12 protein-coding genes are annotated in these 14,633 nt (G+C 29.0%); 2 read left to right on the plus strand and 10 right to left on the minus strand.

What is annotated here, in order from left to right:
* Positions 1 to 359 precede the first annotated feature (359 nt).
* The 8 genes from RWQ74_RS07820 to tpx form a co-directional block, all read right to left on the minus strand.
* Positions 360 to 1,391: a YSIRK-type signal peptide-containing protein gene (locus tag RWQ74_RS07820; protein WP_314397729.1), complete on the minus strand. Its 1,032-nt coding sequence runs from the start codon at positions 1,389 to 1,391 to the stop codon at positions 360 to 362.
* A 133-nt stretch (positions 1,392 to 1,524) separates the two neighbouring features.
* Complete coding sequence (gltS, locus tag RWQ74_RS07825) at positions 1,525 to 2,733, minus strand: sodium/glutamate symporter (RefSeq protein WP_314397730.1); 1,209 nt, start codon at positions 2,731 to 2,733, stop codon at positions 1,525 to 1,527.
* A gap of 348 nt (positions 2,734 to 3,081) precedes the next feature.
* Positions 3,082 to 3,693, minus strand: a complete 612-nt coding sequence (locus RWQ74_RS07830) for an NUDIX domain-containing protein (protein ID WP_314397731.1) — start codon at positions 3,691 to 3,693, stop codon at positions 3,082 to 3,084.
* A 17-nt stretch (positions 3,694 to 3,710) separates the two neighbouring features.
* On the minus strand, positions 3,711 to 4,661 hold the full coding sequence (gene whiA, locus RWQ74_RS07835; protein ID WP_314397732.1) for a DNA-binding protein WhiA: 951 nt from the start codon (positions 4,659 to 4,661) through the stop codon (positions 3,711 to 3,713).
* Positions 4,662 to 4,769: 108 nt separating this feature from the next.
* Positions 4,770 to 6,200 carry an ABC transporter ATP-binding protein gene (locus RWQ74_RS07840; protein WP_314397733.1) on the minus strand — a complete coding sequence of 477 codons (1,431 nt, stop codon included), beginning with the start codon at positions 6,198 to 6,200 and terminating at the stop codon, positions 4,770 to 4,772.
* Between the two features lie 4 nt (positions 6,201 to 6,204).
* Positions 6,205 to 6,894 carry an energy-coupling factor transporter transmembrane component T gene (locus RWQ74_RS07845; RefSeq protein ID WP_314160259.1) on the minus strand — a complete coding sequence of 230 codons (690 nt, stop codon included), beginning with the start codon at positions 6,892 to 6,894 and terminating at the stop codon, positions 6,205 to 6,207.
* 1 nt (position 6,895) lies between these two features.
* On the minus strand, positions 6,896 to 7,516 hold the full coding sequence (locus RWQ74_RS07850; protein ID WP_314397734.1) for an MptD family putative ECF transporter S component: 621 nt from the start codon (positions 7,514 to 7,516) through the stop codon (positions 6,896 to 6,898).
* A gap of 11 nt (positions 7,517 to 7,527) precedes the next feature.
* Positions 7,528 to 8,025: a thiol peroxidase gene (tpx, locus tag RWQ74_RS07855; RefSeq protein ID WP_314397735.1), complete on the minus strand. Its 498-nt coding sequence runs from the start codon at positions 8,023 to 8,025 to the stop codon at positions 7,528 to 7,530.
* A gap of 179 nt (positions 8,026 to 8,204) precedes the next feature.
* On the opposite strand from tpx, the gene RWQ74_RS07860 reads away from it, so the two are divergent.
* Positions 8,205 to 10,229: a DUF5776 domain-containing protein gene (locus RWQ74_RS07860; RefSeq protein WP_314397736.1), complete on the plus strand. Its 2,025-nt coding sequence runs from the start codon at positions 8,205 to 8,207 to the stop codon at positions 10,227 to 10,229.
* A 254-nt stretch (positions 10,230 to 10,483) separates the two neighbouring features.
* Here the strand turns inward: RWQ74_RS07860 and metG are convergent, their stop codons facing one another.
* Together metG and pepT are read right to left on the minus strand one after the other, a co-directional pair.
* Positions 10,484 to 12,484, minus strand: a complete 2,001-nt coding sequence (gene metG, locus RWQ74_RS07865) for a methionine--tRNA ligase (protein WP_314397737.1) — start codon at positions 12,482 to 12,484, stop codon at positions 10,484 to 10,486.
* Positions 12,485 to 12,748: 264 nt separating this feature from the next.
* Positions 12,749 to 13,975: a peptidase T gene (pepT, locus tag RWQ74_RS07870; RefSeq protein ID WP_314397738.1), complete on the minus strand. Its 1,227-nt coding sequence runs from the start codon at positions 13,973 to 13,975 to the stop codon at positions 12,749 to 12,751.
* Between the two features lie 215 nt (positions 13,976 to 14,190).
* On the opposite strand from pepT, the gene RWQ74_RS07875 reads away from it, so the two are divergent.
* On the plus strand, positions 14,191 to 14,633 hold a 443-nt coding region (locus tag RWQ74_RS07875), incomplete at its 3' end, for an acyl-CoA thioesterase (protein WP_314397739.1).

The following is a 14,633-nucleotide window of genomic DNA, read 5'->3' on the forward strand; positions in this document are numbered from 1 at the left end:
ATGAACCACAGGCACCAGTAATTATCATTTTTTTCTTGTTCATGTATTTTCTCCTCAATTATATAATTCGAAATAATTTCGATTTATTATAGCACGATTATCTTTCTTTGTAAATAGTTATCTTTACGATTTATCGTTTTTGAATTTAATATTTTTATATTTTTTTCTTACTTATAAAATAAAACTTTGATTTAATAAACTTTAATAATTAAGGCCATTTAAAAAATTATGTTTATCACCAACACACTAAAATCTTATTTATAATACTTAGACTTATAATTTGAACCTTAAAATACAGAAAACGGATACCAACTGCATAATTCAGTATGATATCCATATGTTTTTTTATATTTAATTGGTTATATATAATTTTTCTTTTTTCTTATAATACTAGCTACAGTTAATAAAACAAATCCTGCAGAAATAGATGAATTTGCAGATATACCCGTCTTAGGAAGTATTTTCAATTGTTTTTCATCTTTAATACTCTTTGTTTCAGGTAATTCATTATTTTCTTTGTTTTCTATTTTTTCTGGAATTTCAATTTTTGTTCTTTCTTCTAAATCCTTACTACCTATTTTTATACGTTCTACTATAGTGAACTTACTGAAATGATTAATATTAAATTTCAACTCACCAGTACTATAGCTACTATTTACTTTCTCAAGAGTATCTTCATCAGCTATATGATAAACTTCTAATTCGGTATTATCTTTTTTCACAACAGCAACGGTAACTGTACGTTCTACATTACTGTCCACTTTTTTGTCATCTTTTTCAAAATGAATCTCAAAAGTTTCTATAATATTGTAATCACTACCTAGTTTATGCTTAATAATCTTATTTAAATCATTATCATTTAATGATTCTACATACAACTTTTCTGCATAAATACTACCTTTTTTAAAAGAAACCTTAATTTCACGCCCAGATAAATTCCCTACTAATACATCATTTTTAATTTCATTTTTAGAATCTGTTTCTAAAGCATTAGTAGTTGTTGTTTCTGTTTGCTTTTCTATTGGTTTAACAGAATGTTTCTCTATTGGCATTTCTGTTGGTTTAACAGGTGGTTTCTCTGCCGGCTTTTCTGTTGGTTTAACAGGTGGTTTCTCTGCCGGCTTTTCTGTTGGTTTAACAGATAGTTTCTCTGTCGGCTTTTCTGTTGGTTTAACAGGTAGTTTCTCTGTCGGCTTTTCTATTACATTCTCTGATGGAATTGGCTCAACATCAGATCTAACACCATTTTGGTCAATTATTATTCTTTTATCTGTTTGTATATCAGAATTTATCGCAGCATTTGCCGTACCAATTTCAAAAATACTTAAGCCAATAATAACACTAATTATTCCAGCCGATACTTTTCTTATAGAATATTTTTTATTCTTCACTGCTTTCTCCTTATCTCAAATGATCTATAATATCATTAATGCTATCTTTAATATTATATTACACATCTAAACATTCATCAAGCAATTTCAAAAAATAGCTTGATTAAGATACTTAATCAAGCCAAATCTTCTCCTATCTAGATAAGAATGAAAAAAATCCACTAATTATCGCTACATTGAAGAAGTCAATAAATAAAGCACCAACTATTGGCATTACAAAAAATGCTATGTGAGAATGTTTATATTTATCACAAACACTTTGCATATTTGCAATACCATTCGGCGTTGCCCCAAGACCAAATCCAACATGCCCTGCTGATAATACAGCTGCATCATAATTACTTCCCATAAATTTAAATGTAATAAAGTAAATAAAGATCCATGCCAATACTGCTTGTGCTAGTAACAATACTGCTAATTGACCAGCAACATTACTAAGTTCCCATAATTTTAGGCTTATCATTGCCATACCTAAAAATAGATTTAATGAGACATCTTCTAATATATGTACTTCTTCATAATGGAGATCAAATTTAGTTGTATGATCTGATATATTTCTTAATATTGCCGCTACTATCATAGGTCCTATATAACTAGGAAATTTTAAAAATTGATTTAAAAATGTTGATACATAGCTTCCGATAAACATCGCTAAAAGTATCATAAAGAATGCCTTAGCAAAACTTTCACCATCTAGTTTTTTCACATCATTATTAAATAAAAACTCATCATTTCTAACTTGTTCATTATCAACTTCTTCAGCTACTACTTCTAGTTTTCTACCTTTTATCAATCTGTTCGCAAGCGGTCCACCTAAACTTGAACCAGCAATAAGTCCAAAAGTAGCCGCCGCAATCGCTACACTCTTCGCACCAGTATGACCTAATTCTTCAACAATAGGTGCCATTGCTGCAGCTGTACCATGTCCACCCGTCATTGCCGTTGAACCTGTTAGTAGTGCAATTAGTGGATCAACTCCTGTTGCATATCCTATACTCACAGCTAAAATGTTTTGCAAGATCACTAATATTATTGAAACAATTAAAAACATAATAACTTTTCTTCCACCAATTTTTAACAATCTCCAACTTGCATTAAACCCGATACTTGTGAAAAATAACGTCATAAAGAAACTCTGAAGTGTATTATCAAATTCAAATATTATCAAATTCATTTGTCGTAGAAACAAATTAATAATCGCAAATAAAAATCCTCCTATAACCGGTGAAGGTATACAATACGTTTCAAAAAATTTGACTTTCTTTCGTAAAAATCTACCTATTATTAAAATAACCACAGCAAGCCCTACTGTTTGTATCATATCCATTTTAATATTCAACATACTATCTTCCTTTCTTTATCAATGTTATATTTTCTTACAACAACTTCTTAGATTTATAAATTTATAATCTAAAAGTTCTTTTTATTTGAATTATATATCTATATATTACACTTTTTAGCACTACCTTTCAATTACGTGTCAGATTTTATTACAAATAAAATAAAAGGAGTGACTTTACAAAACCTTGATTTCTTAAGAAATAAGATTTTATAGAGTCTCCCCCACACAGTTAATTAGATATCTAAAAAGCTTTTATACAGCAAATTTAGATATCAATAAACCACTACGTCTATAGGTTATAATATATACTTTTTTAAAATTTAGGACTTTGGGTCAACCCTTTATTTATTAAAATATTGGTTTTAAAAATTCTGACCAAGTTTCATAATTTTCTTCTGCTTTGGCCTCTTCTCCTGTCATCCATTTTATAACAAGAGTATCATCTTCTTTAACTTCTACAAGTTGTTTATCAACTTTACACTCATAAACAACACCTATATGAACTTGTCCAACTTCTGTCTTATCATCATTTATTAAACCAATAAAATGTAGGTTATTTAAAGCATCTTCTTCTGAAACTCCAACTTCTTCATTTAATTCTCGTGCGGCATTAATTTTTAACATTTCAAAAATTGTTTTCCCTTCAATTTCATTCATATGACCACCAATACCAACAGATGCTTTTCCGTGCAGTCTCGCTTCTCCGCCTCCTACTAAACGTTTATAAACTAGTACCTCACCTGTTACTTCGTCTTTTAGTAAAACATAACCAATCAATTGCTTATAGTTTAGATCTTCTTCCATATCACCACGACGTTTAACTTCATATGATTCAAATGTAGAAATAATTTTCTCAGTTTTTTCATCATTTTTTTCTATAAATCCATAGAAATGATTTTCTTCATTATTAAATAATTCTTTTCTATTAACTACTAATATTTGTTCATCCCACTTACTCATTGTTTTTCCTCACTTTTTTATTTTGCTTGATAAGTACCTTCTTTTAATTCCTTAGCTATCTTAGCAATTTTTCTAAATCTATGATTTAAGCCAGACTTAGATAATTTCCCATCCTCAATCATTTCTGCTATTTCTTTTAAAGGATATTCTGGATATTTAAGTCTTGCTTCAGCAACTACTCTAAGTTTCTCATCAATATTATCTAGTCCAATTCTTTCCTCAATTATATTGATGTCCTCAACCTGTTTTGCTGAAGCATTAACAGTTTTATTCATATTAGCCATATCACAGTTTTGCATTCTATTTACTGAATTATTTATATCTCTTACAATTCTTTCATCTTCAAATTGAAATAGTGCTTGAAAAGCTCCAACAAGATTAATAAACTCTGCTATTTTTTCAGATTCTTTAATATAAACTATAAAACCTTTTTTTCTTTCAAGGCTTCTAGCATTCAATTTATAACTATTTAAAAGTTCATTTAATTCCTTATTATGTTCCTCATAAGAAGAGAATATTTCCATATGATAACTAGAAGTACGAGGGTTATTAATAGATCCTCCTGCTAAAAATGCACCACGTAGATAAGATCTTTTCTTCTCGTCAGTATCAATCAATTCTTTTGCTATATCAATTCTCATTGTATAATTATCATTTAATATATACAAATCGGTTAGTATCTCTTTTACATGTTGATCCAAACGACAAATATATACATTATTCTTTTTCAATTTCAATTTCTTTCTGACAGAAATATTTACATGAACATCATAGAAAAACTTTATTAATGAAAACATTCTTCGTGCAATAGAAGCATTCTCTGTTTGAAAACTTAAACTTAACCTACCGTTTGATATATTTAATACACCATTCATCTTTATTAAGGCTGATAACTCTGATAAAAATTCTCTATCTTTTGTTATTTCTATTAAAGTTAGCTCTTTCTTCATATCCGAAGCGTATGACATAAGTTCCCTCCTTATCCTAATTATTTTTTATAACCTATATATTTTATCATGATACCTGCAATTTAACAACTCTTTTGAGTTAAGAAATGAGTTAATATACAATGTATATTAACTCATTAATTCTAATATTCTATTTTTATTTTCTTCATTAACTTCGATACGCTCTTTTATGCCTTCTTTGTCAAAATAAAGAACTTCATCTGAAATCTGACATAAGAATTCATAATCATGTGTAATTAAAAATATCACAACATCATTCTTAGCAATTTCTTCAATCAAGCGACTTAGTTCAATCATATTAATATAATCTAAACCGCTAGTTGGTTCGTCAAAGATTAGTACTTTTTTATTTGATAAAAGCGCAGAAGCAATAGCGACTCTTTGCTTTTCTCCACCAGATAAAGTATTCGGATGCCTATCTAAAAATTTTCTAATGTTTAATCTATCTACAACTTCATCAAATAACGATAAATTATCGCTACCTAACTTAATTTCTTTTTCTACCTGATTAGTAAATAATTGATAGTTAACATCTTGCATTACTTGGAATGCATTTTTTACTAAACCTTTATTATTTTGATATTTATCATCTAATTTAACTTTATGTTCAGATTTATGTAAACCACTTAGAGCGTTTGCGAAAGTTGTTTTCCCACAACCATTATCACCTATAATAGTATAGATTTTTGAAGCTGCGAAGTTTTCGTTTTGTAGTGCAACTTTCCTATCATGAACTTTATATTCAAGTCTTTCAATATTTAAAAAATCTTCTTTAAAATTTCTATTTTCTTTATTACCTAACTCTACTTTAGATAAATCAATCTGTCTTGTGTGACAAGATTTGCTGTCAAAATCTGATAGCTGTTCTTTAGTAACTTCATGAATTAATTTACCGTCTTTAATAATATACATTCTGTCAATTAAATCTTTTAGATAATATATTCTATGTTCAGCAACAACTATAGTTTTACCTTTTTTCTTCAATGTTTCGATTATTGATGAAATAAGCTGTATCGACTTCAAATCTAGGTTACTAGTTATCTCATCTAGAACATATACATCAGCATCTAACATCATACTTGCCATAAAAGCTAGTTTTTGTTTTTCTCCACCACTTAGTTCCAAGACGTTTCTTTCCAACAGATATTCCGCAGAAAATTCTGATATCACTTCATCAATTCTACTTTGTATCTCTAATTTAGAATAACCATAATTTTCCATACTAAAGGCAAGTTCACTCGTAGAATCAAGATTGAAAAACTGATTTTTAGGGTTTTGAAAAACACTTCCAACCACTTTTGAAAAATCTTTTAATCTATCTCCAATATTAAGGTGAGCTACCTTAAATTCACCACTATATCCACCATCAAAAAATTCTGGAGCTAATCCATTTAAAACTCGTAAAATAGAAGTTTTTCCACAACCACTAGCACCTGTAAAGAGAATACACTCACCTTTTTTTATATTAAGCGATAAATCTTCAATATTTAATTTTTTCGATTCAATATATTTATAATTAAAATTTTTAAATGTTATCAATTTATCACCTCATATACATAATATAACAAAAAGCACTTGCTACAATAACCATAGTTAGATAATCACTCTTATTAAACTTTAATTCAATATAACTACTTGGTTTCTCTTCGTTATCTATCCCTCTACATAAACAAGATACCGACAGCTCATTTGCTATATTGGTACTTATAATTACATAAGGAACAAATACATATTCAAAGAATTTAATTGGATGAAGTAAGTAGTAACCTCTACTTACTCCAATTCCTTTCATTCGTAATGAATTCTTTATTAACTTATAATCTGTAAGTAAAACCGGGAAAAATCTATATAATACTGCTAGTACTATAATCATTTTCTTTGGTAACTTTATGCTTCTCAAAAAGCAGATCAGTTCCGAAACTTTTGAACTACTTACTAAAGCCATACCTGCACATAATGGGAAATACAGTGTCTTAAACATTAATGCAGTTAATAACAAGAAACTATCAATAACCTGTAATGTAACTGTATGAGCAAAAAATACTTCATATGCAGTAAAGAAAAGATATATACCAAAAAATCTACTCATTCTCTTAAAATTAGAACTAATTCCTAAGTATATTGAAAAGCATAGTGCTACTATAAGGTGAACAGGTACTGTCATCATTTTAAACATTAGTATATTAGCAATTACTAATATAAAAATCTTAGTTCTAATATCTAACCTTAACATACTATAGTCCTGCTTTATTGAAATTCTTAAAGTATAATTTTCTTCCTAGATATGTTCCAATTATTGAGAATATTATAGTAAAGATAACTATAAAAATAAATGTCTTCATATCTGTAGTACTCATCACCAAATTTATCTTCTCATCCGAATAATTTCTATTTTTAAGATGTTTTATATATGAATCTTTCATAAAGAACATTGGTAAAATAATACCAATATTTCCTAGATTAAAAAATAAGTATGATAAATATTCATTTCCATATCTAAAAGCAATTTCTGCTAAAATTGCCGCTATAATAAGTGCAACACCTCCAACTACAGAGTGTCCAGAAACCGTCATAAAAATTCCAATAATTGCGATCATTATAAATATTGCCATGTTTTTATTGATTTTATTGAAAATTAAACTATATACACTACCACAAACTAATGCAGCTGTTATTGAAGTATATGTTGCAAAATAAACCTTACCTCCAAATATAACTGATGTTAAAAGTGTAGAAATTCCAATACCTACCGCCATTACAAGAATTAATAAAATTGTATAGAGACCTAATGTAATTAAATCTTTAATTTGTAAATTCTTATTATCTTCTTTATTTATATATTTTAATTCTGTCATCTACTACCCCACTATAATTTTTTTAGCGCATCTAGAGCGGCAGTATAATTTGGCTCTTCTCCGATTTCTTCTAATACTTCTTTATAGCGGATAACACCTTCTTTATCAAGTACAAATACAGCACGAGCTAATAGGCCTAATTCTTCGACTAGAAGACCATTATTATTTTCGAAGTCACGATACTTATAATCAGAAACAGTAATTGCATTATTAATTTCTTTATCAGCACAGAATCTTCCTAATGCAAAAGGTAAATCTTTTGAAACTGTTATTACTACAGTATCTGTTAAGTCACGTACTTCCCTATTAAAATTAATTGTTTGTAAGGCACATACTCCTGTATCAATAGATGGGAATGTGTTAATAATTACATTTTTTCCTCTATAGTCTGATAACTCAAATTCTGATAATGTTTTAGTCACAGCTCTAAAATTCGGGAATACATCCCCAACATTTAACTTATCTTCAATAGTAACTGGTGTTCCTTTAAAGCTTATTGTTTTCTTCATAATTTATACCTCTTTAATTTATAATTTATTGATAAAACTATCTACTCCTAATGATAACATATTTCAATTATAGATAAAAGTTTTTTATTTAAATTACTTTAATTTTAAGAATTTTTTTTATAATAATATCCGAAATTTATGATATAATAAGTATTAATAGTGTGTGAAAGGATTTTTTTATGTCAAAAGAACTAGAAGAAAAAGCAGTCAAAAAAGAGACTACAGATTCGATTAAGAAAGAAGATAGCTCCCTATCTTTTTTTAGTCGTATAAAAAAACAAGTAAAAACTTTTAATTTAAAAAATAATGAATCTACTACTTCTTTCGTTGACAATCTAAGTCATCTTGACGAATCAGCTCTGGAAAAAGAACTTCGTGAAAAAGAAAAAGAAGTAAGATTGCAAGAAAAAGAACTAAAAAAACGCGCTCTCGAACTAGAAAATGCAAAAAAGAAATTCGAAGAGCAACAACGAAAAATAGAAGAAGAACGAAAAAAAAATGAGCTTGCTCGCGCTGAAAGAGAACGTCTTGAAAAAGAGCGCATTGCTCGTGAAAAAGAACTAGAACGTCAACGTCTCGAAAAAGAAAAAGCTGAGCAACGCGAAAGAGAGCGTCTTGAAAAAGAGCGCATTGCTCGTGAAAAAGAACTAGAACGTCAGCGTATCGAAAAAGAAAAAGCTGAAAAACGTGAAAAAGAACGCCTTGAAAAAGAACGTATTGCTCACGAAAAAGAACTAGAACGTCAGCGTATTGAAAAAGAAAAAGCTGAAAAACGTGAAAAAGAACGTCTTGAAAAAGAACGTATTGCTCGCGAAAAAGAACTAGAACGTCAGCGTATCGAAAAAGAACAGGCAGAAAAAAGAAAAAGAGTATTTAGAAGAAAAGAAAAAGAATTTCAAATCTTAGAAGACAAGAAAAGAATAGAATTCTTACAAAAAGAAAATGAAATGAGAGAACATGAAAATATTCTTCTTTCTTTGAAAACTACTCTAATTTCATTAGAGGACAAAATTGAAGAAAAGAAATTAATTATCTCAACTCTAAAAAACAGAAAAGATGATAAAGAAAAAATTATTTTAGAAGAAAAAAGACTCAATAGCCTAGTAGCTCAAAAACAAATTACTCAAAAAGATATTATATCTGAGAAAAAAATCATTGAAAAAATTCAAAAAAATCTTGAGATAGAATACAAACTTGATGATTTTAAAAAAGAACTACATAATATAAAAAAAGAAGTAGTCAATGAAGAAGAAACTGCATTTAGAATCAAATATATAGACAACAATATAAAAAATATTTTTATAGTATCCCTACTTTATCTTAAAGCATTTATTTCTAAACGTATTTTCAGAAAGGATGTAAAAGATTATGATAAAATTAATAGAATCTCTAAAAATATTAAAGTTAAAATTTCTACTTCATTCATTCTAGCAATAGCACTATCTATTTGTTTTCTTATTACATTGAAATTCATTTCTTCTTCTAAAGAACACTATGTAAGTTTTGGTGAAACAAATACTACAGCTGTCGATACTACCGAAGAAATGAAAAAACAAAAAGAAGCCGAAGAAAAAGCTAAAATTTTAGAAGCTCAAGAGAAAGCAGAAGCTGCCCGAATAGACTCTGATGCCCAAGATGAAGAAATAACTGCCAAACTTGCGGGTACTTTCACATCTTATTCATTTGATGTGAATCGTCAAGTTACAGTAAACAAAAAAATTCACGCTTTCAAATCTGCTAGTTGGTCTGATCAAGGAGATGTTATTGAACCAGGTACTAAACTAACTGTTAACAAAATAGTATCTCCTGCTGGATATTTAATGTATCACATTTCATCTGGATCTTTACAAGGTCAATATATCACAGCAAATGAAAAATTCGTATCAGTAGACTCTAAAAATGATCAACTTGACAACTTTATTTCTCGACCGGTAGCAATTAAATTCTTAGCTACACAAAATGTTTATTCTGATGAGTCAGCTAGTAAAGTTCGTGTAACATTTGGTAGTGGAGCACAGCTGAACATTAATGGAATTGGAATATCTAATAATAGATTGATTTATTTTGTAACCGATGGATCATTTGTGCCAGTTAATCCTATTCGCGTAACAGAAGTAAATAGAGAAGCTCCAAAGTCAAAAAACATCGATAACGAAAATAAAAACAGTTCTAATTCTCAGAACAATCAAGGAACTACTAGATAAAACTTAAGAGACTGACCCGAAAAAACTAAATTTTAACAAAGTTTATATGAAAACTCATAGATACAGTGATTTATTGATCGTTAAATCCACTCTATAAAAGCTTTCTAGATTATCTAATAAATTATTACGGAGAGTGACTCTATAAAATCTTATTTCTTTGAAATTACGATTTTTGAGTCACTCCCTTTTTTCATGCTCCGAATTTATTATAGAACCAAAAAGAGAACATAGCTAAGCTACATTCTCTTTTTATATTATCTAATTTCTGCTCCGTTAGGAATTTCAGCATTAATTTCAACTACTCGTAAGATACCATCTTTTTCTGCTGATAAAATCATTCCCTCACTTAATTCGCCACATAGTTTAACTGGTTTTAAGTTAGCTACTACAGCTACTTTTTTACCTACTAATTCTGCTGGATCATAGTATTTTGCAATACCAGAAACTATTTGTCTTTGGTGATTTCCTAAATCAAGTTTGAATTTCAATAATTTTGAACTCTTCTTAACTTTTTCACATTCTAATACTTCTGCTACTCTTAAAGAAGTTTCAAAGAATTTATCAATTGTGATTTCTTCTGCAAGTTCAACATAAGTATCTTCTTTTTCTTCTTTTGATTCTGTTTCTAAGTTTTCAAGTGCCTTAGGTGACATTTGTTCTTTAATGTACTCTACTTCCACTTCTTTATCAAATCGTGGGAAAATTGGAGTTGGTTTTTCTACAACTTTTACAGTTCCATCAAATACTCCAAATTTTTTAGCAGATTCAAAGACTAATAAATCTTCTTTAATTCCTAATTGCTTAGCAATTTCTGCTGGTGCTTTTGTTAAAGCTGGTGCTATTAAAATTGTAGCTATACGAAGACTCTCAGCTAGATAATTCATAACCTTATCTAGTTCAGGTTGATTTGCTTCATCTTTTGCTAAAATCCATGGCGTAGTTTGATCAATATATTTGTTAGTTCTAGAAATGAATTTCCAAACTGATTCTAAAGCTTTTGAAAACTGCATATTTTCCATATACTCTTCATATTCTTCAATAACTTCTTTTGATAAAGATATTAATTCTTTATCAAATTCTGTAGTTGGTGCAACAAATTTTGGAATTACTCCACCACAGTACTTATTAATCATAGAAATAGTTCTATTTAATAGGTTTCCTAAGTCATTTGATAAATCTGAGTTAATTCTGTCAATGAAACTTTCAGGTGTGAAAATACCATCTTGTCCGAATGGAACTTCACGTAGTAAGTAATAACGTGCTGAATCTAATCCATAACGCTCTATTAACATATATGGATCTACTACATTTCCTTTTGATTTACTCATTTTACCATCTTTCATTAATAACCAACCATGAGCGAAGATTTTCTTAGGTAGCGGTAAATCTAATGCCATAAGTAATATCGGCCAGTAAATAACGTGGAAACGTACAATTTCTTTACCTACTACTTGAACATCCGCTGGCCAGTATTTGTTAAATAGTTCTTCACTTTCACCAGTTGCATATCCTAATGCAGTAATGTAGTTGACCAATGCATCAATCCAAACATATACAACGTGTTTTGGATTTGATTTTACTTTTACTCCCCAATCAAAAGTTGTACGAGTAACTGCTAAATCTTCTAAACCTGGTTTAATAAAGTTATTAAGCATCTCATTTTTTCTGCTTTCAGGCAATATGAACTCTGGATGTTCATCATAATACTTAACTAATCTATCAGCATATTTACTCATTTTGAAGAAATAACATTCTTCACTAACTAATTTTACTTCGTTTCCACTTGGTGCTATCCCACCAATCATATTTCCTTCTTCATCTCTGAAAACTTCTTGAAGTTGAGTTTCTGTAAAATATTCCTCATCACTAATAGAATACCAACCTTTATATTCTCCAAGGTAAATATCCCCTTTTTCAACTAATTTATCAAAAATTTCAGCAACTGCTTTTTCATGATAATCATCTGTCGTACGAATAAATTTGCTATAGTTAATATCCATAGCTTCCCATAATTTTTTAATATCCTTAATCATTTCATCCACATAAGCTTGTTCTGAAATACCTTTTTCTTGAGCTTTTTGTTGAATTTTTTGACCATGTTCATCTGTACCTGTTAAAAAGTATGTATCATATCCACTTAATTTTTTATATCTTGTTAAAGCGTCACACGCTACTGTTGTATACGCATGCCCTATGTGTAAGTTACCACTTGGGTAATAAATAGGAGTTGTAACATAAAATGTTTTTTTAGTCATCTTACAACCATCCTCACTTTCATTTCAATTTTTTAGTTAATATACATTACTATTGTACCATATAATTGCGGCTAATGCATGATTTTTTATCATTTTTTTCAAATTTCAGAGTCCTTTTATAAAAAAAGATACAACTCTTTTATAATTCAAAATTTGTCTTTGAATTATAAATAGCTGTATCCTCTATTTAAGTATTCTTCTTAAAATATTATAATTAAATTATAAATCTAGTAAATTTCTTCCTACTCCATTGAATAATTACCACTATTTTTTTGCTAATTTTGCTATCTCCACTATAGTATCAGCAGCTTTTTTCATATGTTCTAAACAACTAAATTCATATTGTCCATGGAAATTTTCTCCCCCAACGAAGATATTTGGCGTTGGGATTCCCATATATGAAATTTTAGAACCATCTGTTCCTCCACGAATTGGAATAATAATAGGTGTTACTCCTACATTTTTTATAGCTTGTTCTGCTACATCAACACAGCGTTTATCTTTTTTAATTACATCACCCATATTGTAATATTGATCGAATAATTCATATTCAACTACATTACCATATTTTTCATTAATCTTAGCAGCTACTTCTTCAGCGAATTTCTTACGAGCTTCAAACTTATCTTTATCATGGTCTCGAATAATATATACCATCTCCGCTTCTTCAATTCTAGCTTGCATATTGTGCAATAAATAGAATCCTTCATATCCTTCTGTGTGTTCAGGAACTTCTTTTTCTGGGAACAATGAAGCTAATTCTGCAGCAATCGTATTGGCATTTTTCATTTTACCTTTTGCTGTACCAGGATGAACACTCACACCAATAATTTTATAAGTAATTTGTGCAGCATTAAAGCTTTCATACTCAAGTTCACCAAGAACTCCACCATCCATAGTGAAAGCATAATCTGTTGCAAAACCTTTAGCATCGAAATGATCTGCTCCACGCCCTATCTCTTCATCAGGACCAAATGCAATACGAATATCACCATGTTCAATTTCAGGATGTTCACTTAAATACTTAATTGCCTCTACTATTTCAGTAATTCCAGCCTTATCGTCAGCTCCTAATAAAGTCGTCCCATCCGTAGTAATTAAAGTTAAACCTTTATAATTGCTTAAATTAGGAAACTCAGCTTTACTCATTACAACATTTAATTCTTTATTTAAAACGATGTCTTCACCATCATAATTCTCAATTACTTGTGGATTAATACCTTCAACATTAAAATCTGCAGTATCCACATGTGAAATAAATCCAATTTTATCATATGGTTTATCAGTATTAGCCGGTAATGTTGCAGTTAAAAACCAGTTTTCCTCATTTAATTCTATATCATTAAGATTCAATTCTTCTAGTTGTCCTTTTAACATACGTAAAAAATCTTTTTGCTCTGGAGTTGATGGAATAGTCGTACTAGCAGCATCTGATCTAGTCTTAAATTTTACATATCCTAAAAAGCGATCTAACATAGTTTCATATTTCATTATTCTTCACCTCATTTGTATTTTCTTTTATTATAATATAATTTTTATCAAAATGTAAAGGTTATAAAAATTATATTAAAAAACATCATTCCAAAATAACTTTTTTCAAAATGATAAATGATGCTTAATATATTTATTTATTTGTGATACAATTACTTATGTATTCTAATTTCATATTAGATATTAGTAAAATAAATTTTAAGGAGAACTTTTTCATGCAAGAAGTTATGAATTATAAAGATACTAGAATTGAGAATTTCCACACTATTTACCCAAACCATATGAACAGACACGATACTCTATTCGGTGGTCAAACACTATACTGGCTAGATGATGTACAAGGTCTAGTAATTCGCAGATATACTCATTTACCATTTTTTACAGCAAGTATTGATACATATCAATTTTTAGATGTTGTACATAGACATGAGGCATTAATTATTGATAGTTATGTATCAAGAGTCGGAAATAGAAGTATTGAAGTTTTTGCTGAGTTAAGTGCATTTAACCATGAAACTAGACACACTCGTTTAGTTGGTATTTGTTTCTCAACATTCGCAATAAATAAAGAGACAGTTCTTGAAAAACCTTTACCTAAAGTTGAATACACAGATGAAATTTCAAAATTCGTAAGCTCTTCTTATGCAGACAGACAAAG

Origin of the sequence: uncultured Gemella sp. (assembly GCF_963525165.1) — a bacterium.
Lineage (GTDB): Bacteria > Bacillota > Bacilli > Staphylococcales > Gemellaceae > Gemella.

Bases quoted from the DNA above. Each gene is read 5' to 3' on its own strand.
- gltS (WP_314397730.1), bottom strand. From the start codon at position 2,733: ATGTTGAATATTAAAATGGATATGATACAAACAGTAGGGCTTGCTGTG.
- RWQ74_RS07860 (WP_314397736.1), top strand. From the start codon at position 8,205: ATGTCAAAAGAACTAGAAGAAAAAGCAGTCAAAAAAGAGACTACAGAT.
- tpx (WP_314397735.1), bottom strand. From the start codon at position 8,025: ATGAAGAAAACAATAAGCTTTAAAGGAACACCAGTTACTATTGAAGAT.
- whiA (WP_314397732.1), bottom strand. From the start codon at position 4,661: ATGTCATACGCTTCGGATATGAAGAAAGAGCTAACTTTAATAGAAATA.
- RWQ74_RS07845 (WP_314160259.1), bottom strand. From the start codon at position 6,894: ATGTTAAGGTTAGATATTAGAACTAAGATTTTTATATTAGTAATTGCT.
- RWQ74_RS07850 (WP_314397734.1), bottom strand. From the start codon at position 7,516: ATGACAGAATTAAAATATATAAATAAAGAAGATAATAAGAATTTACAA.
- metG (WP_314397737.1), bottom strand. From the start codon at position 12,484: ATGACTAAAAAAACATTTTATGTTACAACTCCTATTTATTACCCAAGT.
- RWQ74_RS07830 (WP_314397731.1), bottom strand. From the start codon at position 3,693: ATGAGTAAGTGGGATGAACAAATATTAGTAGTTAATAGAAAAGAATTA.
- pepT (WP_314397738.1), bottom strand. From the start codon at position 13,975: ATGAAATATGAAACTATGTTAGATCGCTTTTTAGGATATGTAAAATTT.